Below are 19,821 nucleotides of genomic sequence, written 5' to 3' on the forward strand. Positions count from 1 at the left end.
CCCCTTAGCGGCGACGACGCGAGAGCCAGCGACCGATGCCGATGCCGAGCAGCAGCAAGGGCAGGGCGATGACGAAGCCGATCGCGATCAGCGCGAGCGCCCAGTCGGGCAGGAACAGATTCACGTCGGGCGCTTTCGGCACGTCGATGTTGAGCTGGTTATCGCGCGCCGCGAGCCACTGGATCACGTTGAGCCCGAGCTGCTGGTTGCCGAGCTGCGCGACGTAGGCGTTCGACAGGAAGTCCGCATCGCCGATGGCGATCACGCGCTGCTGCGGCTTCGGCGGCGCGGGCTGATCGGGGCTCGCGGGCGCGGGCGGCGCTTCGGCGCCCGGACGATCGCGCGTGAGCGTCATGCCGATGTTGAGCGGGCCGGGCACGTCGCCCTTCTCGGGTTCGAGCTGCACCGGGCCGCCGTCGATCGCGCCGGTTTCGAGCCAGGCGGTTTCCGAAGACGTCAGCATCGGCTGCGGCGTCCAGCCGGCCGTGGTCTTCGCGGTCAGCGAACGCACGAGCGGGAACAGCGTGACCTGCTGCATGCCTGCGGTGACCGGCGATGGCGGATAGTCGAGCGCCGCGTAGATGCCCGGATGTCCCGTGCCGATCGCCTCGTACTCGGGGAATACGGCGAAACCGTTCTGCCAGCTGATGCCGAGCGTATCGGCCACCGGCTGCAGGCCCGGCGCATTGTCCGGATCGGCGAGCCAGAGCAGGTTGCCGCCCTTTTCGACGTACTCCTGCACGAGCTTGATTTCGCCTTCGAGCAGCGCGCTCTTGGGGCTCGCGATCACGAGCACCGAGGTGTTGTCCGGAATCTTCGGCGTCTTGACGAGGTTGAGCGGCTGGACCTTGAGTCCCTTCGATTGCAGCGTCTGCGCGAACTGCGAAATCGCCTCACCGCCGCCGTCCTGCGTCGAGCGCTCGCCGTGGCCTTCGAGGAACACGATCCAGCTTTCGCCCGTGTACGAAAGGCGCTGCAGCGCCGTGGTGATGGCCTGCTCCGAGAGCCCGCGCAGGTTCTCGCGGCGGCCCTGGTATTCGAGCACCACTTCGCCGGCCGACTGGATGTTGTACTCGCGCACCTTCTGCGGCTGGCTCGACGGATCGATGTACTCGATCGCGATGTCCGGCTTCACGCGCTTGTAGCGCTCGACGAAGGCTTCGATCGCCTCGCGCTCCTCGGCGCCCGGATACGTGAAGGCGACGAACTTGAGCGGCTCCTTCATCGATTCGAGCTGCGTGCGGCTCGCCTGCGTGAGCGTGTTGCGCTTGCCGGCCGTCCAGTCCCAATGCACGTCGTAGCGCACCGACAGCACGCCGATCAGCACGAGCACCGCGATGAACAGCAGGCCGCTGGCGATCTGCTGCAGATAGAGTTTTTTCTTGTTCATGGTCTGGTCTATTCGCCTTCGCTCAGTTGCGTTCCATGTCGAGCCGCTGCACGGTCAGCCATAGGAACAGCGCGGTGAACAGCAGGTAGTAGACGACGTCGGACGAGGTGAACAGGCCGCTGATGAGATCCTGGTAATGGCTGATCAGCGACAGGTATTCGAAGACGTCCTTGAGCCCGTTGTCGTACTGCGCGGGCATCTTGAGCAGCCAGATCAGCAGCAGCAGGCCGAAGCTGCCGATCGCCGCGATCGTCGGCTCGCGCGTGAGCGAGGAGATGAAAATGCCCGCCGCACCGAAGGACATCGTGATCAGGAACAGGCCGAGCAGGCCGGCGGCCAGGCGGCCGATGTCGAGATGCACGGCCGGCAGCAGCGCGGCCGGCATCAGTGCGAGCAAGGCCACCATCGCGGCGACGAAGCCGAGCAGGCCCAGGAACTTGCCGAGCACGATGTCGACGAGCGAAACCGGCGCCGAGAACAGCAAGGTCAGCGTGTTGCCTTTGCGCTCTTCGGAGAACAGCCGCATGGTCATGAGCGGCATCACGAGCAGCAGCACGATGGTCGCGGTGCCATAGAGGCCGCCGCCGATGTAGTCCGAAACACCGGTGAACTGATCGGCCATCTCGTAGTTGCGCAGGTACTGCATGAGCATGCCGATGAACACGTAGCCGAAGATCACCTGGCTCACGGCGAGCACGGCCCAGGCGAGCGGCGAAACGAAGATGCGGCGCACTTCGTGGCGTGCGATGACGAGGATGTTGCTCATTTATGCGGCCTCCCGAAGCGTGGCTTCGCCCGACGTGAGTTCGACGAAGATTTCTTCGAGCGTGCGCGTCTCGAGCCTCAATTCGCGCAAACCCCAGCCGCCGTGCACGGAGGCTTCGACGAGCGCGTCGCGCACATCGGCGCCGTCGTCGAGCTCGATCAAGAAGCGCCCCGCGGGGCCCGTATCGACCTTGTTCACGCCGGGCAGCCTGGCGAGCGCCTCGGCCTGCGGCGGATGGGCGAACACCACGACCAGCCCGCTCTTGCCGAGATGCGCATCGATGGTCGCGTCGTACACCGAGCGGCCCTTGTTGATGATCATCACGCGATCGCAGACGGCCTGGATCTCGGGAAGGATGTGGCTCGACAGGATCACGCTGTGCTTGTTGCCGAGCTCGCCGATCAGGTTGCGGATCTCGCGGATCTGGATCGGATCGAGGCCCACGGTCGGCTCGTCGAGAATGATCACGTCGGGCCGGTGGATGATCGCCTGCGCGAGGCCCACGCGCTGCTGGTAGCCCTTCGACAGGTTGCCGATCAGGCGCGAACTGACTTGAGTCAGGCCGCAATCGCGCTTGGCCGTCGTCACCGCGGCGGCGCGCTCCTTGCGCGACACGCCATGCAGGCCGGCGCAGTAGCCGAGGTATTCGTCGACCGTGAGTTCGGGATAGACCGGCGGCTGCTCGGGCAGATAGCCCAGATGGCGCTTGGCCGCCTGCGCGTCCGCGCGCAGGTTCCTGCCCTTGATCAGAACGTCGCCGCTGGTGGGCGACAGATTGCCCGTGAGCATCTTCATGCTCGTCGACTTGCCGGCGCCGTTGGGGCCGAGCAGGCCGAGCACCTCGCCTTTCCTGAGCGTGAGATCGAGTCCCGAAACCGCGACATTGGGGCCGTAACGACGCGTCAGTGCGCGCGCTTCGATGAGCGTTTCGCTATCCATGTGGTCGATGTGTTCTTGTATGAATGGGGGGCGCAGCAAGCGGGCCTTACGACCGCGGCTTTCGTGGACGGGTTCCGCAGCGAACGCGGATTGTAAGGGCCAGGTTCGGGCCGGCAAGCTGAAGCGCCGGCCCGGCGGCAAGCGGCCCGCGCAATGCGGCGCGCTAAACTGGCGGCCGCAAGCCGGTCCACTGTGCCGGTGCCGACCGGATTCGCGGAGCTCGCCATGCTGGAGTCGCACAAACTCGAAGAACTCGCCGCCCGCCTCGCCGCGGTGCTGCCGCCCGGCGTCATGGGACTGCGCAAGGAGCTCGAGGAGAATTTCCGCGCGGTGCTGCGCGCCAACCTCGAACGCTTCGATCTGGTCTCGCGCGAGCGCTTCGACATCCAGGCCCAGCTGCTGTCGCGCTCGATCGCGCGCGTCGAGGCGCTGGAGCAGCGGCTCAAGGCGCTGGAGTCCGAGCAGGCTTAAAGGCCGCCTGTTGGCATTAATTGCGCTCGACTGAGCGCTGCGCCCGGTCAGGGCGCGCACCGCTCGGCATGCTGGCGACATGAATCTCGCCACCGTGTTCAGCCGCGCCCAGAACGGCCTCAACGCCGATCTGGTCGTCGTCGAAGTCCATATCGCCAATGGCTTGCCCGGGCTGACCGTCGTCGGCTTGCCCGAGGCGGCCGTGCGCGAGGCCAAGGATCGCGTCAAGGCCGCCATGCTGACCTGCGGCTACGAGTTCCCGAACACGCGGCGCATCGTCTGCAACCTCGCGCCGGCGGACTTGCCGAAGGAGGGCGGGCGCTTCGACCTCGCCATCGCGCTCGGCATTCTGGCGGCCTCGAACCAGATTCCGGCCGCGGCGCTGGCTTCGATGGAAGTGCTCGGCGAGCTGTCGCTGTCGGGCGAGCTGCGGCCCGTGCGCGGCGCCTTGCCGGCTGCGCTGCAGGCAGTCCGGTCCGGTCGCGCGCTGCTGCTGCCCGAATCCAACGCGGCCGAAGCGGCGCTCGCCTCGAGCGCGCAGGTATTCGCGGCCCGGCATCTCGGCGAGCTCTGCGGGCAACTGCATGCCGGAGAGCTGAAACCCTACGTTCGCCCGGCCGAAACCTCACCGTTGCCCGACGAGCCCTTGCCCGACCTGGCCGACGTGCGCGGCCAGGCCCAGGCCCGGCGCGCGCTCGAGATCGCAGCGAGCGGCGGTCATTCCCTGCTCATGGCCGGCCCGCCGGGTTCGGGCAAGAGCATGCTCGCGGCCCGGCTGCCGGGCCTGCTGCCGCCGATGACCGAGCAGGAAGCCGTGGAAGTGGCGGCGATTGCCTCAGTAGGTACTCAGGGTTTTTACGCACATAAATGGGGCAGAAGACCCTACCGAACGCCCCATCACACAGCATCAGGTGTTGCACTCGTGGGCGGGGGCAGTTCGCCGAAGCCCGGCGAGATCAGCCTGGCTCATCGCGGGGTCCTGTTTCTCGACGAGATTCCGGAGTTCGACCGGCATGTACTCGAGGTGCTGCGCGAGCCGCTCGAGAATGGCCGGATCACCATATCGCGCGCCGCCCGCCAGGCTGATTTCCCGGCTCGCTTTCAGCTCGTCGCCGCAATGAATCCCTGTCCTTGCGGCTACTTGGGCGATCTCGAAGGCCGTTGCCGCTGCACGCCCGATCAGGTCGCACGCTATCGAAGCAGGCTCTCCGGGCCGCTCATGGATCGCATCGACCTGCAGATCTTCGTTCCGCGTGTCGAGCGTTCGCTGCTGCTTTCCGGGCCCGATCCTCAGGTCGAATCGAGCGCCGTCGTGCGCGAACGGGTAATCGCCTGCCGGGCTCGGCAGCAGGCGCGGGCCGGCAAGTGCAACGCGGAGCTGCAGGCCGGCGAGATCGATACCTACTGCACGCCCGACGAGGCGGGCCGGCGGCTGATCGAGCTGGCGATGACCAAGCTCGGTCTGTCGGCGCGCGCCTATCACCGCGTGCTGCGGCTGGGCCGCACGCTGGCCGACATGGCCGGCGTCGAGCAGATGGGCGCCTCGCAGATCGCCGAAGCGATCCGCTATCGGCAGCTCGATCGGCTCGTGGGCGGATGAGGCTCGTTTCGGCACCCGAAAACGAAGAAGCCCGCGCGAGGCGCGGGCTTCTTCGCTACAGCGACAGCTGAAATGAAAACTTACAGGCCGAACGAGTAGATCGCCTTCACGCCGACCGTCGGCTGGGTGCCCGTGGGGCCCTTGCCGCCAGAACGCGCGTAGACGTCTTCGTCGGCATCGTCGACGCGGGCTTCGAACAACAGGCGGAAATCGCTGGCCGGCGTATAGCCGAGCGCGATGGTCGCAGCGTTGATGGTTTCCGCGACGCCGGGCGGGGTGCCGCCATCGAAGTCATAGTTCAGGCTTTCGAGGCGCAACGTGGCCGACCACTGCGGGGCGAGCGCCATGGTGGCGTATCCGGCGACACCCACGACGTCGACGGTGTCTTCGACCGAGAACCAGTCCACGTTCAGACCGAGCGAGAACGACTCCGAGATGGTGAACGAGCCAACAACGTCGAGGAAGTTGGTCTGGAGTTCTCCATCGATGCCGTAGTAGTCATATACAGCGAGCGAAACCGCATCGCTGGCTTTCAGGGACACGCCGGCTTCGACGGTCTTCTGGTCATCCGGGTCTTCCGCGAAGCCGCCGACCGCGCTGTTGTTCACGCCCAGGTAGAGCGTGGCCGCATCGGAGGCCGCGTAAGCCACGCGGACGCCGGTGTGGAAGTAGGGTTCGGCAGCAGGGAACTGCAGCGAGCGCGAGAGCAGCGGATTGGCGGCGTCGCTGAGCACTTCGTAGCCCGCCAGCGTGCCGTAACGGCCGGCCTTCACGCTCAGGGCACCCGAGGTGTAGGTCACGTAGGCTTCCGGAAGGCTGAAGCTGTCGCCGGCGTTTTCACCGTAGGACGGGTTGACGATGGTCTTGGCATCGTTGCCCGCGAGCAGCTGCACGCCGGCACCGAAGCCGTCGCCGGCCGGCGTGACGAGGTTCAGCACGGCCTGGTTCAGCGTGAACGAGTTGGACTCGATGTCCGTCGCACGGCCGACGTTGTCCACGCCGTTGAAGTTGTAGATGTAAGAGCCGCTGACCCAGCCGCTGGCTTCGACGTTGGAAGCGAGCTCAGCCAGCGTCGCAGCGGAAGCGGACGTGCAACCGAACGCCGCGGCAGCGGCGACAAAAAGTTTCAACTTCATTCGAATCACTCTCCTTTGAGATGAAGCGGTTGCAACCTTGCAAGCCGCCCCGAAAGCGCAGACCGCACAGCGAAGCACGAGGTAAATCGTCGACCCTGTTTTCTCCCTGAGAACTCGTGCCGACTGGAGGTGCGGAACTCCAGACAGATGGCATTGCTCACTGAGCAAAAATTTTGGAAATGACCGTAAGCAAGGCCGGTGCCAATGTCGCCGCGAATCGATGCCAGTGTCCGCCAGGGGTGCGCTAAGTCTCTATTCGGATTGCGCTAAATAGCCGTCAAGGACGCATGAACAAATGCCTCGAGCCGGTCCCGAATGCGATGGAGGCCCGTGGCCGTGGTGGCCTGCCGGGTGCGATCGGCGGAAGAGCGTCCGAGGTGGAGAGCGAAACGAAAAAGGCGGACCGGATTCGCGTTCGTCGAACGCCATCCGATCCGCCTCGAAGGCCCCGGCGGCTGCGCGCCGGGGCGATACCGCTCGTGGTCTTACTTGCCGAGTGCGCTGCGCACGTCGCCGAAGGTGCTCCGGATCACCGACTCTTCGCTGCGCGAGACGTTGTGGCGGCCTTCGCCGGCGGTCGCCACGACCTGGTTGGTATCGAGGTCGGCCACGGTGACCTTGAAGTCGCCGAAGCGAGGGTGCTTGTCGGCGAAGCTCGTGTAGTCGACCGTCGCCACCAGGCGCGGCTTGTCCTGGCTACCGTCGGCGACCACGCCGCTCTTGACCTTGGCGACCGCGCGGGCGGCCTGTTCCATCGAGCCCGAGCGATCGAAGCTCAGTTCACCGAAGGTATCGGCGCTGACCGTGCGCACGTAGTCGGTGAGCTGTTCGCCGCGCAGGGCCAGATGATGCGCGTCGGCGTCGCGGCCGCGGGCAGAGGCCTTCTGCACCATGCCGACCACCGCGCCGTCGGCGTTGAGCAGCGGGGCGCCGCTGCTGCCGAGACGACGATCGGACGAGAACTGCACGTGGCGGTCGCTGCCGTCATGGCTGGCCAGGGCGCTGACCATACCCTTGCTCAGGCGGGCGCTTTCGGCACGCGTGTCGGCATGCCCGACGGTGTAGATGTCCGAGCCGAGCGACAGCGCCGCTTCGCGGCTGAAGCTCAGCGGGGCGACCGCGAGCGGAGTGTCGGTACGCAGCTTGAGCATGGCCAGATCGTTCTTCGCGTCCTGGTCGATCAGGTCGGCCTCGTAGCGGGTGCCGTCGAGCCAGACGGTGGCCGTCTTGTGGCCTTCGAGCACGTGCGCGGCGGTCAGCAGGTGACCGGTCCTCGAAACCAGGAAGCCGGTGCCCTCGGCCTTGCCGAGGAAACGCTGTTCGTTCACGACATGGACCTGGTAGCCCATGTCCTTGAACTCGCGAACCACGCGCGGAAATACGTTGCGCGGGTCTTTGCTCGGCTGCACCAGATAGATCTCTTCGTAAGCCCGGGTGTTGTTCTGCTGACGCTCGGCGGCGGTGGCCGGGAGAGTGGCGCTGAGGCCGCCGGCGGCCAATGCGAGCAGCCAGGCTGAGACGGCGAACGGCTTGAGCTTCGTTTTCATCGCAGTTTCCTCTTTAACTGGTTTTGTCCTGCCAGCAAACATTTTGGTGCGCTGGCACGATTCATTGTGCCTTACTTATGGGCTCAGTAAGAGTGCAATCGCGACAATAGTGGTGCATAAAGAAGAAATTTAAGTCAATTAATTGATTTTATTGTTTTTATTTATTACAAAATTGATCTAATTTGGGGCCCAAAATTGCAGTGTGAATCCTCCTATTTTGGTGCGATTTGGATGTTCCCAAGACCTCGGCCGCATATTTCGTCGATTTTGGGTGGCGCAAACGAAAGAGCCCGACGAGGGTTCGCACCCTGTCAGGCTCTTTACAGCGAGCGGCCCAGGCCGGGCGCCAGGCCCAGGTAGGTTCCGCCAAGCAGCTTTTTTGGAGGGTTACTTGCCCATCAAAATGGAGACCGCGGCCTTGATCTCGTCGTCGGACAGATCGGGGTCGCCACCACGCGGCGGCATCGCGTTCTTGCCCTTGATCGCGGCGGCGACCAGACCGTCCATGCCGCCTTCGGTGCTCGAGCGCTTGTTCCACTCGGCGGCATCGCCGATCTTCGGCGCGTTGAGCACGCCACTGGCATGGCAGGCGCCACAGACCTTGGCCACCACCTGATCGCCGCTCATCGGGGCGCGGGCCGGCTTGTCGGCGGCGAGCTTCTTGAGTTCTTCGTCGCTGGTGATCGCCTGCGTGACCGGCTTGACGCGTTCGGCCAGTGCAGCAGCCTGCTCGCCTGCGTGCTCGTCATGATGGGGAGCGATGAGCCGCGCCACGAAGCCGATGAACAGGGCGATGGCAGTCAGAATGCCCAGCACAACGCTGAAATTGACGAAGAAGACTTTGTCGTGGTTCTTGTGTTCCAACTTAAAAGCTCCCAGAGCAGGTGCATCAAAAAAATGCGGCGCGCAGTATAAACGCCCGGCACGACCACGCCAGATTTACCGCTCCGGAGATACCCTGTTGAAGCAAGGGCCTGCGTGCTGGCTCCATGGGTCGGAGTGCGACGACCGGGCTTGCAAAAGTGGCGCTGTCGAGAGGAAGTCGAGGCTTCGGGTTCACCGCTCGCAGGCGGTCTCTTCGGGCGCGGCAGCGACTTTACCGCATCACCTGTCGTGACGACTACGGTTTTCCCTTCCAGAGAAACGAAACGCGAGCGTTCTTTCCGGCGTCGACGCGGGCTTCGGCGCTCTTTTCCTCATCCTGGAAGCGGGCGCTGACGCGGTATCGGCCCGGCGGAAGATCGGCCAGCAGATAAGGTCCATTGGAGACCACGTCGAGCACGACGCCTCCATTGGCGTCCATCACGGTGACCGGCACCGACGACAGATAGACATTGCGGCCGTCCTGCGTGCTGGCGAGCGTGACCGACAGCGAGTAGCGCGAAGCCGCGGCCTTGATCGCGGCCGATTCGTCCGAGCCGATGCCGCCGCTCAAATAGGGAATGCCGCCCTGGGTGTCGATCGGCGGCAGCGCGCTGCTGGCCACCGAAGCGGCGGCCGGCAGCACGGCGGTGGCCACCGTCGTTGCGGCCGTTCCCGCGGAAAGGCCCGCTCCGGCCGACACGCCGACGGCGGAACTCCCCGCGCCTGCGGCCGCGCCGGCCTGGGGCTGCGCATTCGCCTGCGGCCACAGCAGCGAGAGACGCTGCGGCTTGCCCGCGCTGATGCTGGCCGAGGTCTTCTTCTCCTGGCCGGCGTAGCGGGCGCTGATTTCGTAGCGACCGGCCGGCAGGTCTGCGAGCAGGTACGGCCCCGAGCTCGTCACTTCGAGCACGGTCTTGCCCGAGGCGTCGCGGATCGTCACCGGGACCGACGACAGGTAGACGTCGCGGCCTTCGGCCTTGCCGGCCAGCGTCAATGTGAGCGAGTAGGAATCGCGCGCCGCCTTGATCGCCTCCGATTCGTCGGAGCCGATGCCGCCGCTCAGATAGCGAACCTCGCCCTGGGTTTGCACGGCGGGCAGCTGCGCGCCGGCCGGGCCGGCGAGGGCGCCCAGCGTGAGCGCCAGGGCCAGCCTGCGGCCGGACCGGCGGGGGCGATGAGTCGAGGCCAGCGTCTTCATCAGGGCAACTCCTTTGCGACAGCGCCGTTCGATCGAATCACGAGCGCGAGCCCGCGCGCAAGCGCGTTGCGCCTAGGTCGCCGGCAGATCGATCACCACGCGCACCGTGTCGGGCTCCTCGTTCGAACGGTCGACGCGGAAGCCCATGCGGCGCGCGAGCTGCAGCATCGGCTGGTTCTCGCGCAGCACGTCGCCGTGCACGCGCTGCAGGCCCTGGCGCCGCGCATGCGCGAGCAGCTCGTCCATGAGCCGGTGACCGAGCCCGGTGCCGGTGTGATCGTGATGCACGAGCACGGCGAACTCGCCGTCCTCTCCATACGGATCGGAGACCAGATGCGCGACCGCGCAAAGCGTCGTGTCGTTGCCCGCAGGCAGGGCGACGAGGATGAGTTCGCGGTCGTAATCGATCTGCGTCATGCGCGCCGCCATCTCGTGCGAGAAGTAGCGGATCGACGCGAAGAAGCGCATGCGGATGTCCTCGGGCCGCAGGCTTTCGAGCAGGGCGACCAGCGCGGGCTCGTCTTCGGGGCGAATCGGGCGCAGCAGATAGGCGTTGCCGTTGCGCACCACCGCATGACGTTGCAACTGCTCCGGATAGGGTGCGAGCACGAGGCGGCTGCGCGCGTCGGACGGCAGATTGCTGTCGAGTTCGATGCGCCCGTCGCCGAAGCGCACGAGACCGCCGGCCTCGTTGAGCGCCAGCATCAGATGTAGCGAGATCAGCTGCGGCAAATCGATGATCATCTGCGCGAGCGCATAGAGCACGCGGCGCAGCGCGTTCACGAGCTCGGCCGACAGCGGCAGCTTCATCGACTCGATCATGCGGGTCGCGAGCAGCGCATCGAGCGGGGCGAAGCCGTAGCCGATCGGTGAATGCAGCAGATCGCTGGTCGCCGACACGAGCAGGTGGGCGCCGAGCTCGGCGTGCTGCTCGATCGAAAAATCGAAGCGCAGGCTGCCCGGATCGGCATCGGCCGGCGGCAGGCTGTAATGATCGAACACGCGATCGACGGCGTCGGCTTTCATCGAAACCCGGGTTTTCGTTCCGGCCGTCGCGAGCGCCGTGTCGATCTCGAATTGCGCATCGGCGCGGCGAAAGCGCCGCCGCTCGCGCGCCGGCGGTGTCTGCATGAGCAGCTCGCGCGTGCGTCCGTAGAGCCAGCGATACTGCAGCGCGCGCGCCGCCTGCCCGGCGGTGACGAAGGTCGCGAGCCCCGCCGCGATCGAGCGCTTGCGCACCGCGACCACCGACGCGAGCCCGAGCCAGGCGGTGACCACGCGCGGACCGAGGTTGGCTTCGATCAGCGCATCGACGTAGGGATCATGCGCCTCGGCCAGCGAAGGGCTTTGCACGAGCAGCAGATAGTCGATCGCCGCATCGCCCAGCAGCAGCCGCAGCATCGCGATGAGCTGCTCGGGCGTGGTGGTTCCGAGATCGACCGCGCCATCCGGAAAGCGCACGCGTGGTACCAGCTTGCGCATGCGTTCGCGCAAGCTGTCGTCGCAGCGCGCTCGCGTGAGTCCGTGGCGCAGCACCGCGTCGACGCCGAGCGCGCACATGCCGGCTCCGTTGCCGAGCACGAGCACGCGCGCTTCGCTGCTGGTCGGCAGGCGCGCCATGGCGGTCAGCGCATCGAACAGGCCATCGAGCGTCTGGCATTCGACCAGGCCCGCGCGTGCGAACGCGGCGCTGCGCACCGGATCGGGGCCGGACAGGTCTTCGTAGCCACCGACCCGGCTCTGCAGCACGACCACGGGTTTCAGGCGCGCGCAGGCGCGCGCGGCCGACATGAACTTGCGTGCGCTGCGCAGCCTGCCGACCTGCAGGATCACCGCGCGCGTGCGCGGATCGAGCGCGGCCAGGTCGAGGAAGTCGGCGATGTCCGCATCGGCCTCGGCGCCGGTGGTGACGGCCCACGAAAAGCCGATGCCGCGCCCGGCGGCCCAGTCGATCGCAGCGGTCGCGATCGAGCCGGATTGCGTGATCAGTGCCAGGCCGCCCGTATGCACCTCGGTCGGGAACGCGCCGGCGCGCAGGCCGCTCGCATGAAAGTGCCCGGCCGTGCGCGGGCCGATGAAGCGCAGGCGATGCGGACGCGAGGCTTGCAGCAGTTCGGGTGCGATGGTCTCGTTGCTGATCCACAGCACGCCGCGACAGCCGTTGCGTCCGAGCGTATCGATGAGCCGGGCATCGAGCAGGCGTGGCTCGAAGACGACCGCGATCGCGCCATTGATCGGCGCATCGGCGATCTCGCGCCGGCTGCGCACGATGGTGCATTCGCGCGCGGTTTCCTGCAGCTGGTCTAGGCAGCTCGCCTGCAGCGGCTCCTGCGGATCGCCGATCACCAGCGCGCGCCGGCAGGCGAGTAGCGGTTCGAGGTTCTGGATGCTCATGCCGGGCCTCGAAGAAGCGCCGCTCAGGCGCCGATGAAAGGCCTCACGAAGGCCTCGACGCAGCGTGCGAGCGCATGCGTGTCGTAGCCGCCTTCGAGCATCGCGATCACGCGGCCCGGGCAATGGCGCGAGGCCACGTCGAGTATCTGCTGCGCGGTCCAGTAGTAATCGTCGTCGGTGAGCTCGAGGCTCGCTAGCGGATCGCGCACGTGCGCGTCGAAGCCGGCCGACACCAGGATCATCTGCGGCCTGAAGGCTTCGAGCGACGGAATCCAGCGGTGCGTGACCGCATGCCGGTAGGCCTCGCTGCCGTCACCAGCCTTCAGCGGCGCGTCGACGATCTCGGTGTCGTCGGGGTTGCCGGCCCAGTACGGATACAGCGGATGCTCGTAAGTCGAGCACAGCAGCACGCGCTCGTCGTTGCGGAAGATGTCGGCGGTGCCGTTGCCGTAGTGCACGTCGAAATCGAGGATGGCGACACGCGACAGCCCGCGCGCGAGCGCTTCGCCCGCAGCGACCGCGATGTTGTTGAAGAAGCAGAAGCCCATCGCACGCGCACGCTCGGCGTGATGTCCGGGTGGCCGCACCGCGCAGAACACGAAGCTCGCGCGCTTGCTCATCACCAGATCGACCGCGTGCAGCCCGGCACCGGCCGCATGCAGTGCGGCGACGGCGGTGTGCGCGTTCATCGTCGTATCGGGATCGATCCGTACATAGCCCTGCGTCGGCCGTGTACGCAGCACCGATTCGACGTGCTCGGCCGTGTGCACGCGCAACAGGGCCTCGGTGCTCGCCTCGGGCGCATCGTCGCGATCGAGGAACAGATCGAGCCCGATCGCACGCAGCCGGTCTTCGATCGCCCAGAGACGGGCCGGGGCCTCCGGATGGCCCTCGCCCATTTCGTGCTGGGCGCAGCTCGGATGGCTGATCCAGTAGGTCGGCGACATCGTGCACGCTCCGGTCGAAAAAGACGGCTAAGCGCCGTCATTTCGACCCACTATAACCGCGAGCGCCCGAAGCTTCAGGCGACGGCGCGCAGCGCTTCGGTATTGAGGATCTCGCAGCGCGTGCCCTGGCTGCGCAAAATCTCCCGGCCCTGCAGGCGCGTGAACACGCGCGAGACCGTTTCGGTGGCGAGGTCGAGGTGGCGCGCAAGGTCGGTACGCGACATCGGCAGCTCGATCGCCGGCGAGGGGCTGGCCGTATCGGTTTCGATGCGCGAGAGCAGGAACGAGGCGACGCGCCGGTCCGCGCTGTAGCGCTCGCGGTCGAGCAGGCGATGCAGGCGCGAGAACTCGCGATCGAGCGCGGCGAGCAGGCGATCGCGGAAGCGCACCGACTCGGCCATGCGCGAGCGCACCGCATTGAGCGGCAGGCGGCAGACCCAGGTGCGGCCGATGGCCTTGGCGCCGGTGCGATGCACGCCGCCGCAGACCGCGTCGAGCCCGGCGACGTCGTTGGCGAGCGCGAAGCTCCGGATCTGCTCCTCGCCCTCGGCCGAATCGACGTAGGTCTTGATGGCACCGCTGCGGATCACGTAGAGCGAGTCGCCGGCGTCGCCCGAGCGGAACAGATGCTCGCCCTTGTCGATCACCGTGCGTGTCACCGTCGGCGGGTTCGCGCAGGCTTCGACGAGGGCGGCGCCGAGGCAATGAGCACCGCGTGCGCAGTCGTGGCAGGGCGAGGTGGCGGCGGTGGTGCCAGAAGAGATCATGCTCATGTCGATCGGCAGGCGTCGGTGGGCTTGCACACAGTCTGCGTACGCGCCGGCGGCCGCACTATCCGGAGCTTAGGCAGTGCGACTTCGGGAAGTACGTATCGACCCGGGTCCAAGCGACCTGCGCCGCGACGAGCGCGACCGCGTTTGACCCTAGCTGCGGCGCATTTCGAGCACGGATTCGACGAGCTGCGCGAGCGAGGCCGCCTCCATCTTTTCCATCACGCGGGCCCGGTGCAGCTCGACCGTGCGCTCGCTGATGCCGAGCTCGGCTGCGATGACCTTGTTGAGCTGCCCCTGGACCAGATGATCGAGCACTTCGCGCTCGCGCGCGGACAGGCGCTCGTAGCGCTCGCGCAGCAGCGCGAGCTGCCGGCGCTGGCCCCGGTTGCCGGCGTCGAGCACCAGGGCCTCGTTGATGCGGTCGAGCAGCATCTGGTCGTTGAAGGGCTTCTGCACGAAGTCGAAGGCTCCGCGCTTCATCGCGCGCACCGCCATCGGCACGTCGCCGTGGCCGGTCAGCAGGATCACCGGCAGCTGGATTCCGCGCGCGATGAGCTGCTCGTGCAGATCGAGCCCGCTCATGCCAGGCATGCGCACGTCGAGCAGCAGGCAGCCGATCCAGCTCGGCTGCACCGCCTCGAGCAGTTCCCGGGGGCTCGCGAACACCTGCGCGCGCAGCCCGCACGAGGCCATCAGCATGCGCAGGGCCGAGCGCACGGCCTCGTCGTCGTCGACGATGTAGACGGTGCCCGTGGTCGGCATCAGCGGAGGATAGCGAGACGAAGCTTCGGCATCGGCCAAGGATGCCACAGGCCTTGGCGTCCCGGACTGCGGGGCCATGACGATCAGTCCGCCGGGCGTGGGGTATGACGATCGAAGGCCATGGCGACGAGCCGCAGCAGATGCCGGCCGTCGGCTGCGATGGCGATGCCGCGTTCGTCCGCGTGCAACCAGTGCTGCTCCGGGTCGAGTTCGCGCAGGCGCAGGCGTTCTTCGGCGAACAGCGCAGCCGCGTCGATCGCATGGCGTTGGCCGATCTCGGCATAGTCGACCGCGCCCTTGCACATCACCGACTCGATCACGTCGGCGCGCAGCGCATCTTCGGCGGTCTGGCGGTAGCCGCGCGCGATCGGCAGCCGTTGATGGGCGACCGCGGCCAGATACGCGGCCAGATCGCGCTCGTTCTGCGAGAACGTGCGGCCGAGCTGCGAGATCGCGCTGACGCCGAGGCCGAGCACGTCGCGCCCGTTCATCGTCGTATAGCCCTGGAAGTTGCGATGCAGCGCCTGCCGGCCCTGCGCCTGGGCGAGCGCATCGTCGGGCAGGGCGTAGTGATCGAGCCCGATCGCCTGATAGCCCGCCGCCGTCAGGCGGGCGTGCGCCAGGTTGCGCAGCGCGAGCCGGGTTTCGAGCGAGGGCAGCGTGTCCGCATCGATCGCCCGCTGGGCCGCGAACAGCTGCGGCAGGTGCGCGTAATGGAACACCGCGACGCGATCGGGGCGCTGGTCGACGACGAAGTCGAGCGTGCGATCGAAGCCCTTGAGCGTCTGCTTCGGCAGGCCGTAGACGAGGTCGTAGTTGAGACTCGCGAAGCCGGCCTCGCGCGCGGCTTCGGTCAGCAGCGAAACCTGCGCCGCGCTCTGCACGCGATTGATCGCGAGCTGCACCTGATCGTCGATGTCCTGCACGCCGAACGACAGCCGGTTGAAGCCCAGGCGCCGCCATTGCGCGACGTCGACCGGCGTCGCTAGGCGCGGATCGGCTTCCATCGACAGTTCGAGCTGCCCGATATCCGCGAGGTTCAGGCGCCTGCCGAGCTGCGACAGCAGCTCACCGAATTGGGACGGCGCGAGGCTGTTGGGCGTGCCGCCGCCGAAATGGATCTGCTCGACGCGCCGCGCCGGCCCGATCAGCACGCCCTTGAGCCGGATCTCCTCGATCAGCGCCTCGACGTACTGCGCGATGCGTTCCGGGTTTCGGCTGACGATGCGGTTGCAGCCGCAGTAGAAGCAGTTCGAGGCGCAAAACGGAACGTGCAGGTACAGCGACAGGGGCTCGACGCGCCGGGCCGACAGGCGCGCGGCGTTGACGTAGTCGGAGATCGGAAAGTCGGGTTTGAATGCGAGCGCGGTCGGATACGAGGTGTAGCGCGGAGCGCGCAGCTCACGCGCGAGCAGGGCATCCGGAATGCGCACGCTCGCTTCGGTGCAGGGGCTCATGCGAGTGCTCAGTGGCTCGCGCAGAGCAGGCAGGTGGTCGCGTAGGGGAGCGCCTTGAGCCGATCGGCGTCGATGCGCTCGCCGCAGTGCTCGCAGTAGTCGCCCGAGCCCTCGGCGATGCGCTGGCGCGCCCGCTTGACCTGTTGCAGTTGTTCGGCCAGCGAGGTTTCGAGCTGGTCGAGCACGGGTTGATTGGCGCGCTCGGACAGCGACTCGGAGTAGGCGTCCTCGAGTGGGGCGTTGAGCAGCCGGTGCAGATGCACGCGCTCGATGCGATCGCGCAGCTGCGCGGCTTGCACGTCGAGTTCGATGCGGCGGGAATCCCGGTCGGGGGTGGGGTCTTGCATTGCGGCCTCACGGGCGTTGAAAAGTTCGGGCCAGTGTCCGGCCTCACTTGGGACCGCACCTTGATGCAGATCAATGCGAGGGCGCGTTCACCGCCTTGCCCGCCGCACGAGACCGAGGTCGACGCGGTTCGGGCTCGCCGCCGCATGGCCGGCCGCGAAGTCGTCGAGATTCGCGATCGTCGTGGTGGCGATCGCGGCCAGCGCCTCGCGCGTGAAGAAGGCCTGATGCCCGGTGACGACGACGTTCGGAAAGGTCAGCAGGCGCTGGAAGACGTCGTCGGCGACGATGGTGGAGGACAAGTCCTCGAAGAACAGATCGCCTTCCTGCTCGTAGACGTCGAGCCCCAGGAAGCCGACGCGCCCGTCCTTGAGCGCCGCAATGACGGCCGTGGTGTCGAGCAGGCCGCCGCGGCTCGTGTTGATGAGCATGACGCCGGGCTTCATCGTCGACAAAGCCGACGCATCGATCAGGTGATGGGTCTGCGGCGTCAGCGGGCAATGCAGCGAGACGATGTCGCTTTGAGCCAGCAGCTCGGCCAGCGGGCTTTGATGTGCGCCGAGCTGCAACAGTTCGGCGGGAACGGTGAGCGCATCGTGCACGAGCACGCGGCAGCCGAAGCCGAGCATGATGCGCGCGAACACCGCGCCGATGCGGCCGGCGCCGATCACGCCGACGGTCTTGCCGAACAGATCGAAGCCTTCGAGGCCATCGAGCCGGAAGTCGTTTTCGCGCGTGCGGTTGTAGGCTCGGTGCAGATGCCGGTTCAGCGTGAGCACGAGGCCGACCGCATGTTCGGCGACCGCATGCGGCGAATAGGCCGGCACGCGCAGCACGCTGATACCGAGCCGATCGGCCGCGACCAGATCGACCTGGTTGTAGCCCGCGCAGCGCAGGGCGACGAGGCGGATGCCGGCCTTCGCGAGCTTGTCGAGGACGGCGGCTTCGAGGCTGTCGTTGACGAAGGCGCAGACCGCGTCGAAGCCCTCGGCGAGCTTGACCGTCTCCAGGCCGAGACGCGCTTCGACGAATTCGAGCGCGTGAGCCTGCGCCGCGTTGGCTGCGCTCAGATCGCGAATGTCGTGCCGGTGGGCGCTGTAGACGATGACGCGCATGGCTTCCTCATGTCGGGCAGGGATCGTTGGATTTCATGTTGTAGCGAAGTGCCGGCGCTCTGTCATCGGCAACCCTCTTGTTTCGCAACAGGCGCGCGACGCGTCCGCATCGATGGCTAACGCATGCGAACGCATCGCGCATTGATCCGGCGCAAACCCGGCTGCGACGACTACCGACGCAGGTCAAGGACCGAATGCAACGCGACCTTCATGCTATGGCCACATTTCGCATTCAAGGAGAACTCAAGTGGCTGCACGAGCAAACACCGTTACGACACTGGCGCTGTGCCTGAGCACCGGCCTGGTCTCCAATGCCGCCTTCGCGCACGAGAGCGGCGAAATCACGGCCCGCGTCGGCTCGCATTACGTGGTGCCGGACAGCGACAACGGCGACGTGGTCGACGTGAAGTCGGCGTTCGGCCTGACCGGCGGCCTGCAGTACTTCATCTGCCCGAGCCTGGCCGTCGACCTGCTGCTGGCCGTGCCGTTCAAGCACGACATCGCGCTCAAGAGCGGTGGCGGTGACGTGGCCAGCACGCGACACCTGCCGCCGACGCTCTCGCTGGTCTGGTATCCGCAGCTCAGCGAAACCGTCAAGCCCTTCGTCGGCGCCGGGCTCAACTACACGCTGTTCTTCGATGAGAAGACGCGCGGTGCGCTCGACGGAACCCGTCTCTCGCTCGATGACTCGTTCGGCCTGGCGGCCGTCGTCGGGCTCGAAGTGGCCATCGACCCGAAGTGGTCGGTCGTCGCCGACGTGCGCTATCTCGACATCGACAGCAAGGCGCGCGTCGACGGCGCCTCGATCGGAACCGTGACGATCGATCCGGTCGGCTACGGGCTCGCGCTCGCGTATCGGTTCTGAGCTTTCGGCATCGGGCATTGACCGCGGTCATGTCGGCCTGGCGCATCGGGTGCTCTGATGCGCAGGCCTCAACTCTCGAAGCCCCAGCATGACCGCGAGCCGCACCGACATTTCCGCTCAAGCAAGCGACATTCCGCACCGCAAGCAGATTCGCGGCTGGCTGATTCCGCACAGCGCCCGCAGCACGCCGCGGGCGCTCTGGCTCAGCGCCTTCGATCTGCTGCTGTTCTCGCTGCTGCTGTGGGCGACGATCATCGCGCCGCCGGCCTGGCTGAAGCTCGTGCTGGGGGCGGTGACCGGTTTCGTCATCGGCCGGCTGTTCGTGCTCGGCCACGATGCCTGCCATCAGAGCTTCACCGTGCATCGCAGGCTCAACCGCTGGCTCGGCCGCGTGCTCATGCTGCCGTCGCTGACGACGTACAGCCTCTGGGACGTCGGTCATAACGTCGTCCATCACGGCTACACCAATCTCAAGGACTTCGACTTCGTCTGGCAGCCGAAGACGCTCGCCGAATATCGGGCGCTGCCGCGCTGGCGCCGTGCGCTCGAACGCATCTATCGCAGCGGCTGGGCGCCCGGGCTCTACTACTTCATCGAGATGTGGTGGCTGCGCCTGTATTTCCCGAGCCGCAAACAGATGCCGACCCGGCGCCGCATCTTCGTGCTCGATTCGCTGCTCGTCACCGCGGCGATGCTGGCCTGGATCGTTGGTCTGGTCATCGCGGCGCGGGCGACGCAGCAGTCGGTCGCCTGGCTGCTCGTCACCGGCTTTCTGGTTCCGCAGCTGGTCTGGAACAGCATGATCGGCTTCATCGTCTACGTGCATCACACGCATCCGGACATCACCTGGCACGAGGACAAGGCCAGCTGGGGCCGCGCCCAGCCGTTCGTTTCGACGACGGTGCACCTGCGCTTCGACGGCTGGCCGGACTGGAGCGCGCTGATCCACCACATCAACGAGCACACGGCGCACCACGTCGACATGACGATTCCGCTGTACCGGCTGCGCAAGGCCCAGCGCGTGCTCGAGGAGAAGCTGCCTGGCCACATCGTGGTGCAGACCTTCTCGTGGCGCTGGTATTTCGACACCGCCCGCCGCTGCCGGCTCTACGACTACGCGCTCGGCCGCTGGACCGATTACGACGGCCGGCCCACCGGGCCGGGCCCTTTACAACAAATGCGGCCCATCGCGCATTGACGCAGATCAATGCGGGCCAGGGAGGGGCGGGTTTCAATCGCCGATATTTTTCCA

18 protein-coding genes are annotated in these 19,821 nt (G+C 66.7%); 4 read left to right on the top strand and 14 right to left on the bottom strand.

The features are described from left to right. Positions 1-4: 4 nt before the first annotated feature. The 3 genes from AC3WUM_RS02200 to AC3WUM_RS02210 are packed head-to-tail and all read right to left on the bottom strand — an operon-like array spanning position 5 to position 3,095. The gene (locus AC3WUM_RS02200; protein ID WP_492408436.1) at positions 5-1,390 is read right to left on the bottom strand and encodes a GldG family protein; all 1,386 of its coding nucleotides are present in this window, start codon (positions 1,388-1,390) and stop codon (positions 5-7) included. Between the two features lie 22 nt (positions 1,391-1,412). Further along, complete coding sequence (locus AC3WUM_RS02205) at positions 1,413-2,156, bottom strand: ABC transporter permease (protein ID WP_492408437.1); 744 nt, start codon at positions 2,154-2,156, stop codon at positions 1,413-1,415. Further along, positions 2,157-3,095 carry an ABC transporter ATP-binding protein gene (locus AC3WUM_RS02210; protein WP_492408438.1) on the bottom strand — a complete coding sequence of 313 codons (939 nt, stop codon included), beginning with the start codon at positions 3,093-3,095 and terminating at the stop codon, positions 2,157-2,159. Positions 3,096-3,320: 225 nt separating this feature from the next. Between AC3WUM_RS02210 and AC3WUM_RS02215 the strand changes: the two genes are divergently transcribed. Together AC3WUM_RS02215 and AC3WUM_RS02220 are read left to right on the top strand one after the other, a co-directional pair. Beyond that, the gene (locus AC3WUM_RS02215) at positions 3,321-3,566 is read left to right on the top strand and encodes an accessory factor UbiK family protein (RefSeq protein WP_492408439.1); all 246 of its coding nucleotides are present in this window, start codon (positions 3,321-3,323) and stop codon (positions 3,564-3,566) included. A 79-nt stretch (positions 3,567-3,645) separates the two neighbouring features. Continuing rightward, the gene (locus tag AC3WUM_RS02220) at positions 3,646-5,166 is read left to right on the top strand and encodes a YifB family Mg chelatase-like AAA ATPase (protein ID WP_492408440.1); all 1,521 of its coding nucleotides are present in this window, start codon (positions 3,646-3,648) and stop codon (positions 5,164-5,166) included. An 80-nt stretch (positions 5,167-5,246) separates the two neighbouring features. Here AC3WUM_RS02220 and AC3WUM_RS02225 read toward each other — a convergent pair whose 3' ends face one another. The 11 genes from AC3WUM_RS02225 to AC3WUM_RS02275 form a co-directional block, all read right to left on the bottom strand. Continuing rightward, the gene (locus AC3WUM_RS02225; RefSeq protein WP_007184091.1) at positions 5,247-6,302 is read right to left on the bottom strand and encodes an outer membrane beta-barrel protein; all 1,056 of its coding nucleotides are present in this window, start codon (positions 6,300-6,302) and stop codon (positions 5,247-5,249) included. A 485-nt stretch (positions 6,303-6,787) separates the two neighbouring features. Next, a complete protein-coding gene (locus tag AC3WUM_RS02230; protein WP_492408441.1) occupies positions 6,788-7,849 on the bottom strand; it encodes a S1 family peptidase in 1,062 nt (353 codons plus the stop codon). Positions 7,850-8,236: 387 nt separating this feature from the next. Next, complete coding sequence (locus AC3WUM_RS02235) at positions 8,237-8,713, bottom strand: c-type cytochrome (RefSeq protein ID WP_492408442.1); 477 nt, start codon at positions 8,711-8,713, stop codon at positions 8,237-8,239. 256 nt (positions 8,714-8,969) lie between these two features. Then, positions 8,970-9,911, bottom strand: a complete 942-nt coding sequence (locus AC3WUM_RS02240) for a carboxypeptidase-like regulatory domain-containing protein (RefSeq protein WP_492408443.1) — start codon at positions 9,909-9,911, stop codon at positions 8,970-8,972. Positions 9,912-9,983: 72 nt separating this feature from the next. After that, the gene (locus AC3WUM_RS02245) at positions 9,984-12,305 is read right to left on the bottom strand and encodes a bifunctional acetate--CoA ligase family protein/GNAT family N-acetyltransferase (RefSeq protein WP_492408444.1); all 2,322 of its coding nucleotides are present in this window, start codon (positions 12,303-12,305) and stop codon (positions 9,984-9,986) included. A 23-nt stretch (positions 12,306-12,328) separates the two neighbouring features. Then, complete coding sequence (locus AC3WUM_RS02250; RefSeq protein ID WP_492408446.1) at positions 12,329-13,252, bottom strand: histone deacetylase family protein; 924 nt, start codon at positions 13,250-13,252, stop codon at positions 12,329-12,331. 74 nt (positions 13,253-13,326) lie between these two features. After that, positions 13,327-14,025, bottom strand: a complete 699-nt coding sequence (locus AC3WUM_RS02255; protein WP_492408447.1) for a Crp/Fnr family transcriptional regulator — start codon at positions 14,023-14,025, stop codon at positions 13,327-13,329. Between the two features lie 150 nt (positions 14,026-14,175). Beyond that, positions 14,176-14,835 carry a response regulator transcription factor gene (locus AC3WUM_RS02260; RefSeq protein WP_492408449.1) on the bottom strand — a complete coding sequence of 220 codons (660 nt, stop codon included), beginning with the start codon at positions 14,833-14,835 and terminating at the stop codon, positions 14,176-14,178. A 35-nt stretch (positions 14,836-14,870) separates the two neighbouring features. Beyond that, a complete protein-coding gene (gene hemN / locus AC3WUM_RS02265) occupies positions 14,871-16,244 on the bottom strand; it encodes an oxygen-independent coproporphyrinogen III oxidase (RefSeq protein ID WP_492408450.1) in 1,374 nt (457 codons plus the stop codon). Positions 16,245-16,252: 8 nt separating this feature from the next. Then, on the bottom strand, positions 16,253-16,591 hold the full coding sequence (locus AC3WUM_RS02270; protein WP_492408451.1) for a TraR/DksA C4-type zinc finger protein: 339 nt from the start codon (positions 16,589-16,591) through the stop codon (positions 16,253-16,255). 87 nt (positions 16,592-16,678) lie between these two features. Then, on the bottom strand, positions 16,679-17,704 hold the full coding sequence (locus AC3WUM_RS02275) for a 2-hydroxyacid dehydrogenase (protein WP_492408452.1): 1,026 nt from the start codon (positions 17,702-17,704) through the stop codon (positions 16,679-16,681). 247 nt (positions 17,705-17,951) lie between these two features. Between AC3WUM_RS02275 and AC3WUM_RS02280 the strand changes: the two genes are divergently transcribed. Next, positions 17,952-18,569 (top strand): OmpW/AlkL family protein, encoded by a 618-nt coding sequence (locus AC3WUM_RS02280; protein ID WP_492408453.1) that lies wholly within the window; start codon positions 17,952-17,954, stop codon positions 18,567-18,569. Between the two features lie 88 nt (positions 18,570-18,657). After that, positions 18,658-19,767 (top strand): fatty acid desaturase, encoded by a 1,110-nt coding sequence (locus AC3WUM_RS02285; protein ID WP_492408454.1) that lies wholly within the window; start codon positions 18,658-18,660, stop codon positions 19,765-19,767. Positions 19,768-19,821 lie beyond the last annotated feature (54 nt).

It is taken from the genome of Hydrocarboniphaga sp. FW305-C-57, assembly GCF_058783045.1.